Below are 20281 nucleotides of genomic sequence, written 5' to 3' on the forward strand. Positions count from 1 at the left end.
TGCGTACCCGCATGCGAACGGCTAGGCGAAACCGAAGAAGCGTCGCGCGCGTTCGAGCGCGGCGCCGACCCCGTCATCCGTCTCGCCGTCGAACAGCGTCGCCTCTGCGGCCCCCGTCGCCCCCTTCGCGAGCGAGAGCCGCCACGTGCCGACGGCCACGCCGCGGCGCAGGATGACCGGCCGCATCATCCCGTTCGCGGTGGGGCCGACCGTCACCCGGTCGCCCGCGCCGAGCCCGATCGTCCGGTCGGCGTACGACAGCGTGTACTCGTCGAAGGCCGGTAATGCGAGGGTCGCGGCATCCGCTGCGGGGCGCGGCACCGGGGATGCGCCCGGAAGGGCGAGGAGCCCGTCACCGAAGGCGACGACCCGGTCCTCCGCGCGTTCCCCCGCGGCGCGCGCCAGGCCCGCGGGGATCCCCGCCCACCACGCGAAGTCCGCCGTCGACGCCGGCGCATGCCCGCGGAGGTAGGCGACGAGGAGGTCCACCGCGGGGTCGTCGCCGACAGCGCCCCCGTCGGGCAGCCGGACGAGGAACTGCTCGCGGGTGACACCATCGTCGCGCGGGACGACGGGCCCGAGACCCAGGACGCCCCGGAAGGAGAGGGCGAGCAGGATGCCGCCGGCCTGGCGTGCTGAGGTGACGACACCGTCCCGTTCGAGCGCCGTCGCGAGGCCGGCTCGCGTCCGACGGCCCTCGACGGCCACCGCGGCTCGGAAGACGCGCTCGGCCCGGTCGAGCACGTCGGGATCGACGCCGATCGCGCGCAGCTGCCGCGCGCCCGTGACCGCGAGGATCGCGGCGACGGACGACGGCGTGACCGTGTGGAGCGTGCCGCGCTGCGTCCACGCCCGGACGAGGTGTCCGTCGTCGAACGCCCGGTCGACGTCCGCGTCGGAGATCTCCCCCGCAGTCCGGATGCCGAGGGCCCACCGCCCGGCGCCGAAGTCCTGCGCCTGCAGGGCGCCCAGATGCTCGGCGACCTCCACGACGCTCGCCGCGGGCGAGGCGAGCAGGTGCGAGCGGAGCCGGTGCGCGCGGACCGTCGCGGCATCCGTCATCTCGGCATCCGCCCGCTCAGGCCGACGTCGCGTACGGCTCGAGCGCGTCGATCACGCTCGAGGCGAAGTCGGCGCTCGCGCCCCAGTCGAAGCGGAACAGCGCCCCCTCGCCCCCGCCGGATCCGCGGAAGACGGCCTTCGTCGGGCCGGCGAGGTTCTCGATCACGACCGTGAGGGACGCGCGACTGCTCGTGCGCATGTAGTACTTCTCGAAGATCAGCAGCGCCATCTGGTGACCGGACTCCGTCGCCGTGGCGTGCTGCCCCACGCACTCGACCGTCATGCCCGACGACTGCACGTGGTCGAGGACGATGCGTGCCGCGTCGAACGGGGTGAGGCTGATCTCCATCGTCTGCAGCATGACCGCAGTGTGGCACGCGGACGTGATTCCCGCACGCGTCGTGGCTACACTGAATGCCGTCCAGGGCCGCGACCGACCCTGGTGCTCGGAAAAGGGGCACGCAGCCACCCGCGACGCAGCGGGGAGCGAGACACATACGGCATCCGTCGTCATCGTCTCCAGGAGCATCCATGCCCACCGTCGCCGCCCACGTCGCCTCCGCCCTCGCCGCCCACATCGACCACGTCTTCGGCGTGATGGGCAACGGCAACGCCCTCGTCCTCGACGCCCTCGAGCGTCGCGACGACGTCACCTTCACCGCCGTCCGCCACGAGGCGGGCGGGGTCGTCGCCGCCGACGCGCACCATCGGGCCGGGGGCGGGCTCGCCGCCGCGACCGCCACCTACGGCGCCGGGTTCACGAACACGCTCACCGCGCTCGCCGAGGCGGCACAGGCTCGGGTGCCGCTCGTGCTCGTGGTCGGCGACGAACCGACCTCGGGTCCGCGTCCGTGGGACGTCGACCAGCTCTCGCTCGCGTCGGCGGTCGGCGTCCGCACCTACACCGTCGGACGGACGGACGCCGCGGCCACGACGGTCATCGCCATCGAGCACGCCCTGTCGTTCCGCATCCCCGTCGTCCTCGCGATCCCCTACGACGTCGGCGGCCGCGAGGCGGGCGAGATCCCCCCGACACCCGATCCGGTGCTGCCCGCCCCGCTCGCACCCAGCGGACCCCACGCCGAGGCGACCGTCGCGGCGATCGCGCGTCTGCTCGCCACGGCGGAGCGCCCCCTGCTGCTCGCCGGTCGGGGCGCGTGGACCGCCGGGGCCGGCGACGAGCTCGGACGTCTCGCCGACGCGGCCGGGGCGCTGACGGCATCCACCGCCCTCGGCCGGGGAATCTTCCCGCGCGCGGAGTTCGACCTGGGGGTCACGGGCGGCTTCGGGGCCGAGCGGGCCATGGCGACGGTCCGCGAGGCCGACGTCGTCGTCGTCTTCGGCGCCTCGCTCAACCAGTTCACGATGCGCTTCGGCGAACTGTTCGCCCCCGACGCGACGATCGTTCAGGTCGACGTCGCACCCGCGGCGACGCATCCGCAGGTCGGCCGGTACCTGCGGGCGGATGCCGCGCTCGCCGCGCGGGCGATCGTCGACGAGCTCGAGCGTCTCGGCGGCGGCGCGTCGCGCTGGCGGGAAGGCGTCGACGTCGCCGCACTGCGCGCGCGGGAGCACGGCGACGGCATCGCCCCCGACGGCCGGCTCGATCCCCGCAGCGCGGCGGCGGCCATCGCGGAGCTGCTGCCCGAGGACCGCGTCGTCGTCTCGGACGGGGGCCACTTCATCGGCTGGGCCAACATGTTCTGGCCGGTCGCCTCACCCGACCGGATGATGATGGTCGGCACCGCATATCAGTCGATCGGGCTCGGCTTCCCGTCGGTCCCCGGTGCGGCGACGGCGCGTCCCGAGTCGACGATCGTTCTCACGACCGGCGACGGCGGCGGACTGATGGCGATCGCCGACCTCGAATCCGCCGTCCGGGTCGCGCGCGGCCGCGGCCTCGCGGTCGTGTGGAACGACGGCGCGTATGGCGCCGAGGTGCATTTGTACGGGGTGATGGGACTGGCGCGCGGGCCGATGGAGATCCCCGAGGTCGACTTCGCCGGCCTCGCCCGCGCCGTCGGTGCCGAGGGCGTCGTCGTGCGGACCCTCGACGACCTCGACGCGCTCGCACACTGGCGGGAGCTGCCGGCGGACGAGCGCCGGTTCCTGCTGCTGGACCTGCGCGTGTCCGGCGCCGTCCGCGCGCCGTACCAGGAGGAGATCCTGCAGGTGAACCTGCGGCGCTGAGGCGCGACCCGTCAGGTGCGGGAGTCGGGGCGGCCCTCGAGGCCGGCCCGCCGACCGACCGCGAGCCAGGCGACGGGGCCGAGGACCGGGACGAACAGCACCACGAGGACCCAGATCAACGCCTGCACGGCGGTCAGACGGCGCGCCACCCGCGAGAGCGAGACGATCGCGACGATCGCGAGCCCGACGATGACGACCGCAACGACGGACCAGACGATGTCGTAGGCAGTCGGGGGGAGCGGGTTGACGATCACGCCTCCGAACCTAGCTCAGCTCCACGACGGGTCCGGGCGCCGGCCGGTGCGAACTCCACCCTGCGATCTCCCAGCTTTCGGGTTACCGTGGCAGTGGAGGCGCAGACCCCCAGACTGCGGCGCACATATGAATACCCCACGACGGATGCTGACGATCATCGCGGCCCTGGTCACCGTCTACGCCTTGATGGGGTCGGCGATCGTGGCTGCGCCCCCCGCCCACGCCGACACGAAGCCCGGGTTCGGCATCGGCACCACCGGACTCTACCGTCCGACCGGCTCGACGGGTCGCTACATCTACGTCGACGCGGCCCGCGGTGCGGACTTCGCCTACGACCCCACAGGGCACGAGGCCGGTGATGCGCCCTGGCCACGCAACGACTGTCTGCATGGCAACCGGACACCGTATTGGGCTCGTACCAACGGTCTGGGCTCCGCCAACTGCCCCCAACCCGACGCCGCCCACCCCATGCGGACGATCAAGGTGGCGATCTACGCCTCGCGCCCGGGCGATGTCATCGTGGTGCGGGGCGGGACCTACAACGAGGCCATCAGCACCACCGGCGACGGACGCACCGACCACAAGGGCACCTCGAGCACCCACCGTCTCGTCCTGCAGAACTATCCCGGCGAGTCGGTCAGGCTGAACGGGTACATCAACTTCCAGGACCCCGACTACTGGACCATCGCCGGTATCCGCTTCGGCTGGCACTCCACCATCACGGCCAACAGGCACTACATCGTCGGCATGTTCGGGGGCACCGGCTGGCTCTTTCAGCGCAACGAGGTCTCGGGCGCACACGGCAACGCCAATATGCTCGTGAGCTTCGCATCCGGGGGTCCCAGCGCCGCCACCGCGCCTCAGTCCTGGCGCGTCAATCAGAACTGCATTCACAACAATCGGGGCACCAACCCCGGCAACACCGACCACAACCTGTACGTGAAGCCCTCGCAGTACTCCCGTGATGGCGTGATCCAGCGCAACTTCATGTGGAACGCACCCAATGGGGCGAACATCAAGCTCGGTCCGTCACAGAACCCTGCCGAATCACCCGCTTACGTCACCGTGCGCAACAACACGCTGCTGCGCTCCGGATCGGGCGTGGTCGTCGGATCGACCGCCCAGCACATCTCCATCACTCGCAACGTCATCGGCCTGCCCTTCACCCCGAACCGCGACGACGGCGGGATCAAGACCTACTCGATGCGCTACCCCACGACCGTCACGGTGAACGACAACTACATCGCCGGCTGGCCGAACTACATCCGCGAGACGGGAACCAACCCCTACGGACACGTCGTCCGTCAGAACAACAAGGTGTGGGATCAGCTCACGACGGGGTCGTACAACAGCTGCACCGTCGTGCCTGCGACCAGTACCGTTCGCAGCGGCTGGGGCCACGTGGCCAACTGACCGATCCGCCCGGGTCCCGTTGAGGCGCGTCACCGGTCGGCATCCCACCACTGCAGCGCGCGGAGCGCGAAAAAGGTGAGCCAGCGCGAGGGCTGCCCCTCGGGAGCGTCGACATCGAACCAGCGGCGCCCTTCGAGGAGGCGACCCTGGTGCCACGTCCCGTCGGGCCGCTGCGCGGCCCGCACCAGGTCGACGGCGTCCGAGAGTCGCTCGTCGGGGGCGACGCCGTCGTGCAGGGATGCCTCGCGGAAGTGGTCGAGGGCGGTGAGTGCGCTGTAACGGTGCCGGTTCGGGTAGACGAACTGCGTCACGAAGGGTCCGACGAGGTCGCCGGTCGACAGCCGGTACAGCAAGCGGCGCTCGAGCAGATACTCCTGACCGCGTCGGCGACTGTCGCGCAGGGCGGTGTCGCCCGTGAACTCCTCGTAAGCGAGCATGCCCCGCAGGGCGTTGAGGGTCGAGTGGAACGAGCTGCGGACGGAATCACCCTCCTCGGCCTCGCAGTTCCACCCGCCGTCGGCGAGCTGATGCTCGGGGAACCACTGCGCGAGCCGCGAGACGTCGGCGCCGAGCCAGGCCCCGGTCCCGAGCGTGAAGGCGTTGATGCAGACGTCGACCTCGCCGCCCCAGTAGGGCAGGTCGTCGTACTCCCACCGGCTGTGGCGGTCGAGCTTGTCAGCGGTGTCCCCGAGGGCGGATGCCGGGACTCCCCACTCGCGCAGATCCTTCAGCGTCCAAGTCGTCGCCGTCCACGGCTGCCCGGCATCTCCGATTCGGGGCTGCCGAAGAACCCGGCCGGGAAGTACGCGCCGCCCTCCCACTGTCCGTCCTCACCCTGCTGCGCGAGCAGGGCCGCGCCGTACCCCTCCGTCGCGACACGGGCGCGCGTCGCCTGCCACACCTCGGCGGGCTCCCCCGCGAGGTCGCGCTCGACCTGCCATCGCAGCGACGGGTCGGAGTCGCGCATCCAGTCGAGGATCCGGGGGTCGACGCTCATGCGCTCATCTTCCCGCGCGCCTCCGACACCCGCCAGGGGTCGACGCCCAGGCTCCCGCGGCGGTCAGCGCTCGGCGAGCATCTCGCCGTAGCCGTCCTCGAACGTCGGGTAGGCGAGCGGGCCGACGACCGAGCGCAGCAGCGCACCGTCGAGCACGGTGCCGCGCCGCTCACCCGGTGCGCCGCGCGGCGGCACCGGCACTCCGAGGTGTCCGGCGAGGAACGTCACGACCTCGCCGAGCGTGGCGTGGCGCTCGTCCGTGCCGTGCACCACCCGCGGCGGGGCGTCCACGGCGAGCAGGGCGAGGATCGTCCGCACGACGTCGGTCTCGTGGATGCGGTTGGTCCGGCGCTCGTGATCGACCGGCGCACCGGCCTGGACCTGCCGGATGAGGCGGTCGCGCCCGGGCCCGTAGATCCCGGCCGGCCGCAGGATGACCGCGTCCAGCAGGTCGACGGCGCGCACCTCTCCGTCGACGAGCTGCTGCGCGCGCGGACCCGCCGGGCGCGGCTCGTCAGCCTCGGTCAGGGGGCGGCCGTCGCCGTACCCCTCGAAGACGCGCGTCGACGAGACCCACACCGTCCGCCCCGGCGCCACGGGAAGCGCCGCCGCCAGATGGCTCGCCGCCGCGGCGAGGAAGTCGTCGTCCCCGGGCGGCAGTGTCACGACGACGGCGTCGACGGCCGGCAGCGGGCGTTCCAGCGGACGCGAGAGGTCGGTCGCGATGTGGTGATCGTCGGGTGCGGATGCCGCCGACCGCCGCAGTGTCCAGACCTCGCCGCCCGCGTCGCGCAGCGCGGCCGCGACACGCGAGCCGATCCGACCGGACCCGACGATGAGAGTGCGAGAAGGAGTCACCCCGTCATCCTCTCAAGCGCGCACCGGCCCGCGGCGATGACGGGCGTGTAACAAAGCGACGCTCCGGGGCCCGCGGCATCCCTCCCCGCGCGAGAATGAGGGTCGGCACCCGCCCGATCGCGCGGCGTCGCCACCCGAACCCCCTCGACCGAGCCTGCTCGGCGCCTCCGGAGGCCCTCATGTCCCGTCGTCCCGCCTTGCGCATCGCACTCGCGGCATCCGCTGCCGCCCTCGCCCTGCTCCTCGGAGGTTGCGCGTCGAGCGCCGCGCCGAGCGCCTCGTCCTCGTCGGATGCAGGCCCCTCCCCCGACGACTACGTCACCCCCGGCAAGCTCACGATCGCGACCGGCGAGACCGCGTACGAGCCGTACGTCATCGACGACGACCCGGAGTCCGGCGAAGGCTTCGAAGCCGCCGTCGCCTACGCCGTCGCCGACAAGCTCGGCTTCGCGAAGGACGACGTCGAGTGGGTGCGGACGAGCTTCGACGCGGCGATCGCTCCGGGGCCGAAGAGCTTCGACTTCAACGTCCAGCAGTACACGATCACCGACGAGCGCAAGCAGGGTGTGGACTTCTCGTCGCCCTACTACTCCGCCAGCCAGTCGCTGATCGCCCTCAAGGGCGGTAAGGCCGATGGCGTCACCGCCCTTGCGGGGCTCGAGGACATCACGATCGGCGCGATGGCGAACTCCACGAGCGCCCTCACCCTCGACGCGCTCGACCTCGGACTGAAGCCGAAGCTCTACAACTCGAACGAGGACGCCACCGCCGCCCTGAGCGCCGGCCAGGTCGACGCCGTCGTCCTCGACACCCCGACCGCCTACGTCGCGGTGAATTTCTACATCGAGAACTCGTTCTTCGTCGGCGAGCTGCCGAAGTCGGGCATCGAGGACCAGTGGGGCCTCCTCCTCGCGAAGGACTCGCCGCTCACCCCGGCCGTCAGCGCCGCCGTCGACGAGCTCCGCGAGGACGGCACCCTCGCCGACCTCGAAGAGAAATGGCTCTCTGGTCTGACCGAGGGCGTCACCGAGCTCCAGTGAGGGCGCGCTAGCGTCGATCCGTGACCCCCCGCATCCCGAGCGAGCTCGAGCTCGACCGTCGCGCCTACCGGCGCGGCCGCGAACGGCGATCCGTGCTGATCGCCATCGCGTCGACCCTCGTCTTCGCCGTCGTCGTCTGGGCGACGGTGATCAACACCGAGGGCTGGTCGAAGGTCCAGCAGAGCTTCTTCGACCCCGCCGTCGCACTGCAGGCGCTGCCGAAGGTGTGGGACGGGTTCCTCGTCAACCTCACCGTCCTCGGCATCTCGATCTTCACGGTCGGCGGCGTCGCGCTGGTGATCGCGTTGCTGCGGACGCTCCGCGGTCCGGTGTTCTTCCCGGTCAGGATGCTGGCGGCCGGCTACACCGACCTGTTCCGCGGCCTGCCGTTCATCATCGTCCTCTACCTGGTCGGGTTCGGTCTGCCGACGATCGTCGGCGAGCGGATCGACGAGCTGTTCCTCGGTGTGCTCGCGGTGACCCTCACCTACTCGTCGTACGTCGCCGAGGTGATCCGCGCGGGCATCGAGTCGGTGCACCCGTCGCAGCGCCTCGCCGCCCGCGCCCTCGGTCTCAGCCACGTGCAGACGCTCCGCCGCGTCGTGCTGCCGCAGGCTCTGCGCAAGATGACACCGGCGCTCATGAACGACTTCATCTCGATGCAGAAGGACGTGGGACTCATCTCGATCATCGCGGGGATCGACGCGATCGCCGGGGCGCGATCGGTGACCGCGACGACGTACAACTTCACGCCGTACGTCGTCGCCGGCATCCTGTTCATCCTGCTCGCGATCCCCACGATCCGCCTCGCGGACTGGTACACGGCGCGGCTGCGCGAGCGCGAGCAGACGGGATCGGTGCTGTGAGCGCGGTCCTGCGAGCCACCGGCATCCACAAGTCCTTCGGCGACCGCGAGGTGCTGAAGGGCGTCGACGTGTCACTCGCCGCGCACGAGGTCGTCGCTCTCATCGGCGCGAGCGGCTCGGGCAAGTCGACGCTGCTGCGCTGCCTCGGACTGCTCGAACCCATCGACGACGGGCAGATCTTCCTCGGCGACGAGGACATCTCCGACCCTCGTGTCGACGGCAACCGCGTGCGGGCACGGCTCGGCGCAGTGTTCCAGAGCTTCAACCTCTTCCCGCACCTGTCCGTGCTCGACAACGTGACGCTCGCCTCGCGCGTCGTGCACCGTGTGCCGCGGCGCGAGGCCGAGACCCGCGCTCGCGAGCTGCTCGCCCGCGTCGGCCTCGCCGACAAGGCGAAGGACCACCCCGACCGGCTGTCGGGAGGTCAGCAGCAGCGCGTGGCGATCGCCCGCGCGATCGCCACCGACCCCGAGGTGCTGCTGCTCGACGAGATCACGTCCGCGCTCGACCCCGAGCTCGTCGGAGAGGTCCTGGAGCTCGTCCGCGATCTGGCGTCCGAGGGCGCGACGATCCTCATGGCGACGCACGAGATGGCGTTCGCCCGCGATGTCGCCGACCACGTCGTCTTCCTCGACGCCGGCACGATCGTGGAGCAGGGCCCGCCGTCGGAGGTGCTGCGGCATCCTCGCGAGGAGCGCACCCGCGCCTTCCTCGCCCGCTTCACCGCCTGAGGCCCCGGCGCGGGTCACTCCCCTGTCACGACACGCCGCGCACCCCCGCAGATTGCGACAGGCGAGCGGCGTCGGGCACCACCCCCACGGCTCCCCTGTGACAACACGCCGCGCGCCTCCGCAGATTGCGACAGGCGAGCGGCTGGGCAGTGCGCCCAGGGCTCCCCTGTCACAACACGCCGCGCGCCGCCGCAGATTGCGACAGGAGAGCGGCTTCCGAAGACGAGAACGCGGGATGCCGGGCGACACCCGGCATCCCTCGTTCACGACATGTGCGTCAGGCGCGCAGGCCCGCCGCGCGCTCGGCGACCTCGACGACGTTCGTCATGAGGAGCGCGACGGTCATGGGGCCGACGCCGCCGGGGTTCGGCGAGAGCCAGCCGGCGACCTCCGCGACGTCGGGGTGCACGTCGCCGTAGACGCGGCTCTTGCCGGTCTCGGGATCGTCCTCGCGGGTGACGCCCACGTCGAGCACCGCCGCGCCGGGCTTCACGTGCTCGGCGGTGACGATGTGCTTCACACCGGCGGCGGCGACGATGACGTCGGCTTCGCGCAGGTGCGCGCCGAGGTCAGTCGTGCCGGTGTGGGTGAGCGTCACGGTCGCGTTGTACTCGCGGCGCGTGAGCAGCAGACCGATCGACCGCCCGATCGTGACACCGCGGCCGACGACGACGACGTGCTTGCCCGCCAGGTCGTAACCGTTGCGCACCAGCAGCTCGATGACGCCCCGCGGCGTGCACGGCAGCGGCGAGGTGATCGGGGTGTTGACGTTGAGCACCAGGCGGCCGAGGTTCGTCGGGTGGAGGCCGTCGGCATCCTTCTCCGGGTCGATGCGCTCGAGGATCCGGTCGGTGTCGAGGTGCTTCGGCAGGGGCAGCTGCACGATGTAGCCGTGGCACGCCGGGTCGGCGTTGAGCTCGTCGATCAGCGCCTCGACCTGCTCCTGCGTCGCGTCGGCGGGAAGCTCCCGCTGGATCGAGTTCATCCCGATCGCTTCGGACTGCCGGTGCTTCATCCCCACGTAGAGCTGGGATGCCGGGTCCGCCCCCACGAGCACGGTGGCGATCCCGGGAGTCACACCGTGCTCCTTGAGCACGGCCACTCGCTCCGCCAGCTCGGTCTTGATCGCGGCCGAGGCCGCCTTGCCGTCGAGGACCCGTGCGGTCATCGTGTCTCCTGTCGTCGCCCCTCGACCGCGAGACTGCACCGGGAGCTCGAGACTGCGGTCCGCGACCACTGTCTCGAGGCGTGCGTGCAGTCTCGCGGGCGGAGGAGGGGCCGGATGCCGGGGGTCACTGCTGGAGGCCGGGGTACAGCGGGAAGGCGTCGGCGAGCGTGGCGACGCGGGCGCGGAGGGCCTCGAGGTCGGCGCCGGGCTGCAGCGCGAGCGCGATGACGTCGGCGACCTCGGTGAACTCGGCGTCGCCGAAACCGCGGGTCGCGAGCGCCGGCGTGCCGATGCGGAGCCCCGACGTGACCATCGGCGGGCGCGGGTCGTTCGGGACCGCGTTGCGGTTGACGGTGATCCGGATCTCGTGGAGCAGGTCCTCGGCCTGCTTGCCGTCGATCGCCGCGTCGCGGAGGTCCACGAGGACGAGGTGCACGTCGGTGCCGCCGGAGCGGACCGAGATGCCGGCATCCTTCACGTCCTGCTGCGAGAGCCGGTCGGCGAGGATCGCGGCGCCCGAGACGGTGCGCTGCTGGCGTTCCTTGAAGGCGTCGGATGCCGCGAGCTTGAACGCGGTCGCCTTGGCGGCGATCACGTGCATGAGCGGCCCGCCCTGCTGACCCGGGAAGACGGCCGAATTGATCTTCTTCGCGATGTCGGCGTCGTTCGTGAGGATGAAGCCCGACCGGGGGCCGCCGATCGTCTTGTGCACGGTCGACGAGACGACGTGCGCGTGCGGCACGGGCGAGGGGTGCAGGCCGGCCGCGACGAGACCGGCGAAGTGCGCCATGTCGACCCAGAGGAGCGCCCCGACCTCGTCGGCGATCGCGCGGAACGCGGCGAAGTCGAGCTGACGCGGGTAGGCGGACCAGCCGGCGATGATGACCTTCGGCTTGTGCTCGAGGGCAAGGCGCCGCACCTCGTCCATGTCGACGAGCGAGGTCTCGGCGTCGACGCCGTACGCGACGATGTTGTACAGGCGGCCCGAGAAGTTGATCTTCATGCCGTGGGTCAGGTGGCCGCCGTGGTCGAGCGAGAGGCCGAGCAGCGTGTCGCCGGGGCGGGCGATCGCGTGCAGCACGGCGGCGTTGGCCGAGGCGCCCGAGTGCGGCTGGACGTTGGCGAACTCGGCGCCGAAGAGCGACTTGGCGCGCGCGATCGCGAGCTCCTCGGCGACGTCGACGACCTCGCAGCCGCCGTAGTAGCGGCGACCGGGGTAGCCCTCGGCGTACTTGTTGGTGAGGACGGAGCCCTGCGACTGCAGTACCGAGACGGGAACGAAGTTCTCGGAGGCGATCATCTCGAGGAACCCGCGCTGGCGGTCGAGCTCGCGCTCGAGCACATCGGCGATCTCGGGGTCGACCTCGGACAGCGGGGCGTTGAACAGCGAATCGGTCATGCGATCTCCTGACGACGGCTTTCGGGATGGGTGATCTCGCATCGGCCCAGGCGCGCGGTCGAATGCCGTGTCAATCGCTCCCCGGTGGTCCTCCACCTCAACGCCAGTCGCGACACTGCGAGCATAACGGATGCCGCCGCTGCTAGGCTGGCCCGATCGGTTTTGTTAGGACACCTTACAGAACGGCGGTGACGGTGCTCCCCCTCCCCCTCGTGCCCCTTCCCGCAGACCTCGCCCTCGCGGACGGCGCCCCGTACGCGCTGAGCGGGGCGGCGGTGACGGGCGATCCGGATGCCGCCGCGCACCTGCGCACGCTCGTCCGGACGCGCACGGGACTCGACCTCGGCACGGGCGACGGCATCGCGCTGGCGGTCGACGGGTCGGGCCCGGCGGAGTCGTACCGGCTCGAGGCGTCGGGCACCGGCATCCGGATCACCGGAGCGGATGCCGCGGGCCTCTTCTACGGCGTGCAGACCCTCGTCCAGCTGGTCGCACGCGACGGCGGCGCGTGGGTCGTCCCCGCGGTGCGGATCGTCGACAGCCCGCGGTTCGCGTACCGCGGCGTCATGCTCGACGTCGCACGGCACTTCCACGACCTCGACACCGTGCGGGCGTACATCGACCGGGCGGCATCCCTCAAGCTCAACGTCCTGCACCTGCACCTGTCGGACGATCAGGGCTGGCGGCTCGAGCTGCGCTCGCGCCCCGAGCTCACCGCGGAGGCGTCGGCCACCGCCGTCGGCGGCGCCCCCGGCGGGTACTACACGCAGGACGACTACCGCGCTGTCATCGCGTACGCAGCATCCCGGCACATGACGGTCGTGCCCGAGTTCGACATGCCCGGCCACACGCACGCCGTCGGCCTCGCGTACCCCGAACTCGCAGAGGCCCCCGCCGTCGAGGTCATCACCGAGGGGTCGACGCCGGTCGCCGGCGAGCCCTACACCGGGATCGGCGTCGGGTTCTCGTCGCTGCGCATCGGCGACGAAGCGACGGATGCCTTCGTGCGCGACGTGTTCGCCGAGCTCGCCGAGCTCACCCCCGGCCCGTGGCTGCACTTCGGCGGCGACGAGTCGCTCGGCACCACGCCCGAGGACTTCGCCCAGTTCGTCGCCTCCGCCAGCGCCGCGATCACGGCGCTCGGCAAGACCCCGGTTGCCTGGCACGAGGCCGGCGCCGCGGCGGGTCTCGCGCCCGGCACGGTCGGTCAGTTCTGGGGCTTCGTCTCGCCGACGGATGCCGCGACCCGCCACGCGCGCGCGTTCGCCGAGCGAGGCGGCCGGCTCATCCTGTCGCCCGCCGACGCGGTCTACCTCGACATGAAGCCCACCGCCGACTCCCCGCTGGGGCTCACCTGGGCGAACGGTCCGACGAGCCTCGTCCGCGCGTACGACTGGGAGCCGACCCGTGTCGTGGACGGTGTCGACGAGGCGACGATCCTCGGCGTCGAGGCGCCCCTGTGGACTGAGACCGTCGCGACCCTCGAGGACATCGACGCCCTCGCGTTCCCCCGCATCGCGGCCGCGGCGGAGATCGCCTGGTCGCCCGCGTCGGGCGCGGAGCGCTCGTGGGCGTCCTTCCGCAGCCGCGTCGGCGGTCTCGGACCGCTGTGGACGACCCTCGGCATCCGCTTCCCCGCCCTCGAGGAGGTGCCGTGGACGACCTGAGCCGCATCGTCCACTCGGTCCGACTCGTCGACGGCGGCACCGAGACCCCGGACGCGTGGATCCACGTCGTGGCCGGCCGGGTCGCGGCATCCGGCACAGGTGACGCCTGGCGCGGGCTCGACGCGGACGAGGTCGTCGACGCGCGGGAGGTCGCCGGCGACGCGGCGCTGCTCACACCCGGCTTCGTCGACCTGCACGGCCACGGCGGCGGCGGCCGGGCGCACGAGGAGGGGCGCGACGCGATCCTCGCGGCCCGCGCGCTGCACCTCGCCCACGGCACGACCCGCGCCGTCGTCTCCCTCGTCGCCGGCTCGCCGGCGGATCTGCAGACCCGCCTCGGTGTCATCGCGGATCTGGCGGAGACGGATGCCTCGGTCCTCGGCGCGCACCTGGAGGGACCGTTCCTCGACCCGGGTCACCACGGCGCGCACGACCCCGCACTTCTCGTTCACCCGACACCCGACGCGATCGAGGCGCTGATCGCCGCCGCGCGCGGCTCGCTCGTGCAGGTGACCCTCGCCCCCGAGCTGCCCGGCGGACGCGACGCGATCGCACGCCTCACCCGCGCCGGGGTCGTCGTCGCGGTGGGACACACCTCCGCCGACGCCGACCTCGCCCGCGACGCGTTCGAGGCGGGCGCCACGCTGCTCACGCACGCGTTCAACGCGATGCCCGGCCTGCACCACCGCGCCCCAGGCCCGGTGGCCGCGGCGACCGGCGACCCGCGTGTGACGATCGAGGTCATCGCCGACGGCGTGCACGTGCACCCCGACGTCATCCGCATCCTCTTCGCCGCCGCCCCCGGCCGCATCGCGCTCGTGACCGACGCGATGGCCGCCGCCGGGGCGACTGACGGGACCTACCGCTTGGGATCGCTGTCCGTCAGGGTGCAGGCGGGCGTCGCGCGTCTCGCGGACGGCACGATCGCGGGGTCGACGCTCACGCAGGACGCCGCTCTCCGCACCGCGGTCGCGGCGGGGGTCGCGCTGCCGGACGCGGTCACGGCCCTGACCTCGACGCCGGCGCGCACGATCGGCCGGCCCGAGCTCGGCTCGCTCGCCGTCGGCGCCGTCGCCGACGCGGTGCTGCTCGACGCCGGTCTGCAGGTGCGGCGGGTCTTCACCGGCACGGTCTGACGCGGCATCCGCTCGGCGCGTTCCGTACGCAGTCCGCGGGGTTCGCATCGTCGTCCCCGGATCAGGCACCCGTGGGCCGTTTGGACCGTGAGCGACTCGCCGGGACGGAATCCCGTACCGCGGCCCGCCTCAGACCCCGGTCACCGCGGTCGCGCCCGCCAGGAGCGCCGCGCCCCGCGCACCGATAGGCGCGTTCCGGGGCGTCGGCACCACGCGATCGGCCAGCTCCAGCGAACCCAGGAAGGCAGACCCGGATGCCGCAGTGTCCAGGGCCGTGCGCACCGGATCACGCAACCGCTCACCGAGGTGCGACACCCCGCCGCCCAGCACCACGACATCCACGTCGGCGGTCAGCACGAGCAGCTGCACGGCCGAGGCGACCCCGCGCACGACGTCCGCGCGCAGGCCCGCGGCGAGCGGGTCGCCCACCTCCGCCGCGTCGAACACGTCGGCCACCGGCAGGGCGGCGGGCCGCGCCCAGCGGGCGGCCACGGCCGCACCGCCGGCGAGCGCCTCGATGCACCCGCGCTGCCCGCACGAGCAGGCGGGCCCGGCGGGGTCGACGCTGACGTGGCCGATCTCGCCCGCAGCGCCGCGCGCGCCGCGCCACGGCATCCCGTCGCGGACGATGCCCGCGGCGATGCCGGTTCCGAGATTCAGGTAGGCGATCGACCCGGCACCGGGGAGGAGGGACGCCGCACCGACGGCGGCCGCGCGGACGTCGTTCTCGACGACGGGGCGGAGTCCGGTCCGGGCGCCCACCACCTCGGCGAGGTCGAGCACGTCGATGCCGAGGTTGAGCGCGTGGCGCACGACACCGTCCGGCGACACCTGACCCGGCACCCCGATCCCCAGCGCGTCCGGGCGCCCTCCCCCGGTCACGACCGTGACGACGGCGACGATCCCGTCGACCACGGCCTCCGGGCCCCAGCCGGTCGCCCGCCGCTCCTCGGCGATGACGCGTCCGGCGTCGTCGAGCGCGACGGCGAGGGTTTTCGTGCCTCCGACATCCACTCCGATGCGCACGTCAGCCCTTCACGGCGCCGGACACGAGTCCACCCGACATCCGTCCCTGCACGATCAGGAAGAAGATGACGACGGGGATCGAGATGAGGGTGGATGCCGCCATCACCGCCCCCCAGTTGGTGGCCTCGGTCGCGGACTGGAACGACAGCAACCACGGCGGCAGGGTCAGGTTCTGACCACGCAGCAGCAGGAGCGCCATCGTGAACTCGTTCCACGACTGGATGAAGGCGAACACCCCCGTCGCGACGAGGCCCGGGGCGAGCAGCGGAAAGGTCACCTTCCAGAACGCCTGCGAGCGGGTGCAGCCGTCGATCATTGCGGCCTCCTCGAGGTCCACCGGGACGCCCGCGACGAAGCCGCGGAGGGTCCAGATCGTGAAGGGGACGACGGCGGCGACGTAGACGATGCCGAGCCCGACGAGCGTGTTCATGAGACGCCAGTCGTCGATCATCCCGTAGATCGTGAACATCATCGCCTCGCCCGGGATCATCTGGACGATCAGCACCGCGACGATGAAGGACCGGCGGCCGCGGAAGCGGATGCGGGCGACCGCGATCGAGGCGAGGAAGGCGACCAGCAACGTGACGACGAGCACACCGACGGTCACGAGCCCCGAGCTGAGGAGTCCATGCACGAAATCGGTCTGCCCGGGCGCCGCGGGCCGCGTCCACGCGGTCTCGTAGTTGCGGAGCGTGAAGTCCAGCGGCAGGAAGCTCGGGGTGCGGCTGATGATCGACTCGCCGCTCGTGAACGACATGTTCAGCATCCAGTACACGGGGAAGACCGAGCAGGCGAACACGACGAGGGCGGCGACGTTGAGCAGGATGCGGCCGAGCGGCGAGCGCCGCTGCCGCCGCGCCGCGAGCGACCCGGTGACGGGCGTCTTCGCGTGGCCGACGGGTCCGGCGACCTCGTCGACGCCGACGGTCGAGAGCTGGGCGGCGGGGGTGATCTGGGTGCTCACAGCTCCTCCTCCTTGAGAGTCGTGCGAACGTAGCCCCACGAGAGGGCGAGCAGGAGGATGACGGTGAGCACGCCGATCGCGCTCGTCACCCCGAACTCCCCCACGCCCTGCCGGAAGATGTAGGTGCCGAGCACGTTCGTCTCCGAGACGAGACCGCCGCGCTGCTGGAGTGTGTAGACCTGCGTGAAGATGCGGAGGTTCCAGATGACCTGGAGCACCACGACGACGGTGACGACGTTGCGGAGGTAGGGGTAGACGACCAGGCGGAAGCGCTGCAGCCCGGTCGCGCCGTCGAGCGACGCCGCTTCGAGCACCTCGCCCGGCACCTGACCGAGCGCCGCGTAGAGCGTGAAGGCCGCGAACGGGACGCCCTGCCAGACGACGATGATCGTCAGCACGACGAAGAACGACCACGGGTCGAGCAGCCAGGAGTGGTTCGTGAAGTCGCTGGTCCCGGTGACGGTGTTGAACAACCAGTTCACGAGCCCGTACTCGGCGTCGAAGATCCACCCCCACACCGTCGTGGCCGCCAGCGGCGGCATCGCCCACGCCAGGAGCAGCCCGACCGACACGAGCAGCCGCCAGCCGCGCGTGAGGCGCGTCATGAGCACCGCGACGAGGGCACCGAGCCCGACGATGAACACGGTCATGACGAGCATGAGCCCGAGGCTGCGCACGAGCACCGCCGGGAAGTCGGACGCGGTGAACACCTCGAGGTAGTTGGCGAACCCGACGACGTCGGGCAGAGTCCCCTGCACCTTGTTGCGGATCGAGTAGTCCGTGAACGACTGGACCACCATGAGGACGGCCGGGTAGCCCACCATCACCGCGAGGATCACGAGGGAGGGACCGAGCAGGGTCAGTGCCGCCGCCCCATCCTTACGACGACGGGCACGTTCGCGCGCGGCGCCGGCGAAGCGGTCGCGGGGTGCCCGCGCGGGAGCGGGCCGGGTCAGGGTGACGGTCATCGGCATCCTCCGGAAAAGGGTGCAGGGGGCGTCGCCGCCCCCTGCACCGGGGGTCACGAGTTGAGGATCGACTCGATCTGGCCGTCGAGCTCGGTCGCGATCTGCGTGACGTCGCCGCCCTGGGCGATCTTCACGAGCGCGTCCTTGATGACGCCCGCGGACTCGACCTCGGCCCACTTCGGGCTGGCCGGGACGGCCTTGGAGGATGCCGCGGCCTTCGCTGCCTCGGCGGTGATGGCGTCGTCGGGCAGGTACTGCGCGAACGAGGTGCGCGCAGGGATGAGGCCGTTCTCGGCGAGGATCTTCTGGTAGCCCTCGGAGAGGATGATCTCGAGCGCCGCCTGGGCCTTCTCCTGCGCGTCGGACTTCGCCGCGATGGCGACGTTCGAGCCGCCGGCGAAGACGGGGGCGACCTCGCCCGCGCTCATGCCCGGCAGGGCGAAGGCGGCGAGGTCCTTGCCGGCGCCGTCGGGGCAGCCCGGCGCTTCGGCGTCCGCCGGCGCGAGGATCGACCACTTCACCCATGCGGGCGCCGACAGGAACCCGATCTCGTCGGCGCAGAAGGGCACCTGCGGGTCGGCCTCGTCGGCGTCGGCGGGAGCGATGGTCGCGTTCTCGTAGACGTCCTGCAGCATCGTCAGGCCGGCGACGCCGCCCTCGCTCGAGAACCCGCCGACCCACTTGTCGCCCTCGAGAGTGGCGATCTCGCCGCCGTTCGCCCAGACGTAGGGCAGTGCGTTGTACCAGTCCTTGCCCGGAGCGTAGATGCCGGACTTCGTGGCGGTGGTGGCCGCGATCCCGTCCTTCACGTAGTCCTCGAGGGTGGCGGGGATCTCGCCCGAGTAGGTCGACGGCGAGTAGAACACGACGCGCGACCCGGCGTAGTAGGGCGCCGCGTAGAGCGTGCCGTCCTCCGATCCGAGGTCGACGAAGCTCTGCAGCATGTCATCGCCGCCGAGGTCGTCCTGGATGCCGGAGAGGTCGGCGAACAGGCCCTGCGAGATGAAGCCGGGTGCCTGGGTGTTGCCGACCTCGACGATGTCGGGCGCATCGTTGGACGACAGCGCGGCGACGTACCCTTCGGCGGTGTCGGCCCAGGTCTTCTCCTCGATCGTGAGGGTCCACCCGTCGTTCTGCTCCTCGAAGGTCTTCTCGAGGTAGTCGCGCGCGTCCTGGGGGGTGTCGGTGCCGACGAGCCAGACGGTCAGGTCGCCGGTCTCGGCGCTTCCTCCCGCAGGGGTCGAGGCGCCGGCGCAGCCGGACAGGACGAGGGCCGACGCGCCGAGGAGCGACAGTGCTCCGAGGGTCTTCTTCATAGCGGTTCCTTCACTGTGTGGGATGCGGCGACCCGGGCGGATCGTCGCGGGAGATGCGGGTGGAGCGGGTGATGCGGGGGTCAGGACACGCCGAGACGGCCGGACAGGACCATGACGGCTGCACCGCGCAGGACGATGTCCTCGCTGTGGGTCGACATGCGCACCTGGAGCCCGTCGTGGAACGTGGCGAGGGTCCGGGTGCGTACCGTCTCGGCGGCAGCCTCGGCGAGGGTGCCGCCGAGGAGGTCGGCGGGGCCGGAGAGGGCGATCTCCGACAGATCGAGGGCGCCGACGATCGGCGCGAGGGCGATGCCGAGGCGCTCGCCGGCGTCGCGGAGCACCCCCTGCGGGTCGTCCGCGGCGGCGAGCCGTTCGGTGAGGGCGGGGACCGCGAGCCAGGCCTCGAGGCATCCGATCTTGCCGCAGGCGCACGCGGGGCCGCCGTCGGTGCCGACCGTCACGTGGCCGATCTCGCCCGCGGCGAAGCGGGCGCCGACGAGCGGCTCGCCGCCGGTGAGGAGCCCCGCACCGACACCGCGGCCGACCCGGACGAGGATGACGTCGTCGCCCGCTCCCCCGAACGTGTGCTCGGCGAGGACGGCCGCGTTCGCGTCGTTGGCGACGAGGACGGGGAGACCGAGCTCGGCCTCCAGCTGCCCGGCGAGATCGACGTCCGTCCACCCGAATCCGGGCGCCGCGAGCACGACGCCGCGGTCGTCGACGACACCGGGCGTGCCGACGCCGAGGCCGAGCACCGGCGCGTGCGCGTCGGCGATGACGTCGCGCGCGAGGCGGACGATCGCGGCGAAGACGTCGCTGCGATCGGCGGGTACGTCGACGGCGTGCCGGGCGACGATCTCGCCGTCGAGGGTGAGCACGGCGCCCGCGAACTGCTCGCTGCCCGACAGGTCGAGCCCGGCGATGCGGTGGCCGTCGCGGTCGATGTCGACGAGGATCGCCGGTTTTCCGGGACCGGATGCCTCGCGCACCCCCTGCTCGATCACGTAGCCGTCGTCGATGAGGCCGGCGACGAGGTCCGAGATCGTGACGCGGGTGAGGCCCGTCTCGCGGGCGAGGTCGGCGCGGCTCATGGCGCCCTGCGTGAAGAGCGCCTGGAGCACGAGCGCGCGATTGTGGGCGCGGGCGTGCTCGGGCAGGATCTTGCCGGCGGTGCGGCGGCTGCGGGTCGCGGGGGCGGGTCGCGTCGGGGTCGACATGTTTGTTA

18 protein-coding genes, 1 pseudogene and 1 riboswitch are annotated in these 20281 nt (G+C 71.9%); of the genes and pseudogenes, 7 read left to right on the plus strand and 12 right to left on the minus strand.

Going from position 1 to position 20281, the window contains the following annotated elements:
• Positions 1–21 precede the first annotated feature (21 nt).
• Both Q9S71_RS14200 and Q9S71_RS14205 read right to left on the minus strand, forming a co-directional pair.
• Positions 22–1062, minus strand: coding sequence for a winged helix DNA-binding domain-containing protein (locus Q9S71_RS14200; RefSeq protein ID WP_311863037.1), 1041 nt, complete (start codon positions 1060–1062; stop codon positions 22–24).
• 16 nt (positions 1063–1078) lie between these two features.
• Positions 1079–1423 (minus strand): DUF6054 family protein, encoded by a 345-nt coding sequence (locus Q9S71_RS14205; protein ID WP_064001314.1) that lies wholly within the window; start codon positions 1421–1423, stop codon positions 1079–1081.
• A 170-nt stretch (positions 1424–1593) separates the two neighbouring features.
• Here Q9S71_RS14205 and Q9S71_RS14210 point away from each other — a divergent pair, with 170 nt between their 5' ends.
• A complete protein-coding gene (locus Q9S71_RS14210) occupies positions 1594–3252 on the plus strand; it encodes a thiamine pyrophosphate-binding protein (RefSeq protein WP_311863038.1) in 1659 nt (552 codons plus the stop codon).
• Between the two features lie 11 nt (positions 3253–3263).
• On the opposite strand, the gene Q9S71_RS14215 is transcribed toward Q9S71_RS14210, so the two are convergent.
• Positions 3264–3506: a PLDc N-terminal domain-containing protein gene (locus tag Q9S71_RS14215; protein ID WP_311863039.1), complete on the minus strand. Its 243-nt coding sequence runs from the start codon at positions 3504–3506 to the stop codon at positions 3264–3266.
• 145 nt (positions 3507–3651) lie between these two features.
• Between Q9S71_RS14215 and Q9S71_RS14220 the strand changes: the two genes are divergently transcribed.
• Entirely contained in the window at positions 3652–4920 is a 1269-nt protein-coding gene (locus tag Q9S71_RS14220) for a hypothetical protein (protein ID WP_311863042.1), read from the plus strand.
• A gap of 29 nt (positions 4921–4949) precedes the next feature.
• Here Q9S71_RS14220 and Q9S71_RS14225 read toward each other — a convergent pair.
• Positions 4950–5917: pseudogene (locus Q9S71_RS14225) on the minus strand (squalene cyclase).
• Between the two features lie 63 nt (positions 5918–5980).
• Positions 5981–6775, minus strand: coding sequence for an NAD(P)H-binding protein (locus tag Q9S71_RS14230; protein ID WP_311863045.1), 795 nt, complete (start codon positions 6773–6775; stop codon positions 5981–5983).
• A 179-nt stretch (positions 6776–6954) separates the two neighbouring features.
• Here Q9S71_RS14230 and Q9S71_RS14235 point away from each other — a divergent pair, with 179 nt between their 5' ends.
• Genes Q9S71_RS14235 through Q9S71_RS14245 form a run of 3 tightly spaced genes read left to right on the plus strand, consistent with a single transcriptional unit; the run spans position 6955 to position 9412 of the window.
• Positions 6955–7815 (plus strand): ABC transporter substrate-binding protein, encoded by an 861-nt coding sequence (locus Q9S71_RS14235; RefSeq protein WP_311863047.1) that lies wholly within the window; start codon positions 6955–6957, stop codon positions 7813–7815.
• A 20-nt stretch (positions 7816–7835) separates the two neighbouring features.
• Entirely contained in the window at positions 7836–8681 is an 846-nt protein-coding gene (locus Q9S71_RS14240) for an amino acid ABC transporter permease (RefSeq protein WP_311863049.1), read from the plus strand.
• Positions 8678–9412: an amino acid ABC transporter ATP-binding protein gene (locus Q9S71_RS14245; RefSeq protein ID WP_064001308.1), complete on the plus strand. Its 735-nt coding sequence runs from the start codon at positions 8678–8680 to the stop codon at positions 9410–9412. The genes Q9S71_RS14240 and Q9S71_RS14245 overlap by 4 nt, the downstream gene beginning before the upstream one ends.
• Before the next feature lie 277 nt (positions 9413–9689).
• Here the strand turns inward: Q9S71_RS14245 and Q9S71_RS14250 are convergent, their stop codons facing one another.
• Together Q9S71_RS14250 and glyA are read right to left on the minus strand one after the other, a co-directional pair.
• Positions 9690–10580 (minus strand): bifunctional methylenetetrahydrofolate dehydrogenase/methenyltetrahydrofolate cyclohydrolase, encoded by an 891-nt coding sequence (locus tag Q9S71_RS14250; protein ID WP_311863051.1) that lies wholly within the window; start codon positions 10578–10580, stop codon positions 9690–9692.
• Positions 10581–10704: 124 nt separating this feature from the next.
• The gene (gene glyA / locus Q9S71_RS14255) at positions 10705–11979 is read right to left on the minus strand and encodes a serine hydroxymethyltransferase (protein ID WP_311863054.1); all 1275 of its coding nucleotides are present in this window, start codon (positions 11977–11979) and stop codon (positions 10705–10707) included.
• 37 nt (positions 11980–12016) lie between these two features.
• Positions 12017–12100, minus strand: a riboswitch (ZMP/ZTP riboswitch).
• 67 nt (positions 12101–12167) lie between these two features.
• Between glyA and Q9S71_RS14260 the strand changes: the two genes are divergently transcribed.
• Entirely contained in the window at positions 12168–13646 is a 1479-nt protein-coding gene (locus Q9S71_RS14260) for a family 20 glycosylhydrolase (RefSeq protein WP_311863056.1), read from the plus strand.
• Complete coding sequence (locus tag Q9S71_RS14265; RefSeq protein ID WP_311863057.1) at positions 13634–14782, plus strand: N-acetylglucosamine-6-phosphate deacetylase; 1149 nt, start codon at positions 13634–13636, stop codon at positions 14780–14782. Before Q9S71_RS14260 ends, Q9S71_RS14265 begins: the two co-directional genes overlap by 13 nt.
• A 129-nt stretch (positions 14783–14911) precedes the next feature.
• On the opposite strand, the gene Q9S71_RS14270 is transcribed toward Q9S71_RS14265, so the two are convergent.
• From Q9S71_RS14270 to Q9S71_RS14290, 5 genes are all read right to left on the minus strand, one after another.
• Complete coding sequence (locus Q9S71_RS14270; RefSeq protein ID WP_311863059.1) at positions 14912–15808, minus strand: ROK family protein; 897 nt, start codon at positions 15806–15808, stop codon at positions 14912–14914.
• A 1-nt stretch (position 15809) separates the two neighbouring features.
• Complete coding sequence (locus Q9S71_RS14275) at positions 15810–16772, minus strand: carbohydrate ABC transporter permease (protein WP_311863061.1); 963 nt, start codon at positions 16770–16772, stop codon at positions 15810–15812.
• Positions 16769–17740 (minus strand): carbohydrate ABC transporter permease, encoded by a 972-nt coding sequence (locus tag Q9S71_RS14280; protein WP_311863064.1) that lies wholly within the window; start codon positions 17738–17740, stop codon positions 16769–16771. The genes Q9S71_RS14275 and Q9S71_RS14280 overlap by 4 nt, the downstream gene beginning before the upstream one ends.
• 53 nt (positions 17741–17793) lie before the next feature.
• Positions 17794–19056 (minus strand): sugar ABC transporter substrate-binding protein, encoded by a 1263-nt coding sequence (locus Q9S71_RS14285; protein WP_311863065.1) that lies wholly within the window; start codon positions 19054–19056, stop codon positions 17794–17796.
• A gap of 80 nt (positions 19057–19136) precedes the next feature.
• Complete coding sequence (locus tag Q9S71_RS14290) at positions 19137–20273, minus strand: ROK family transcriptional regulator (RefSeq protein WP_311863066.1); 1137 nt, start codon at positions 20271–20273, stop codon at positions 19137–19139.
• Positions 20274–20281 lie beyond the last annotated feature (8 nt).

The organism is Microbacterium gawkjiense (assembly GCF_031932225.1).
In the GTDB taxonomy this organism is placed as follows: Bacteria; Actinomycetota; Actinomycetes; order Actinomycetales; family Microbacteriaceae; genus Microbacterium; species Microbacterium gawkjiense.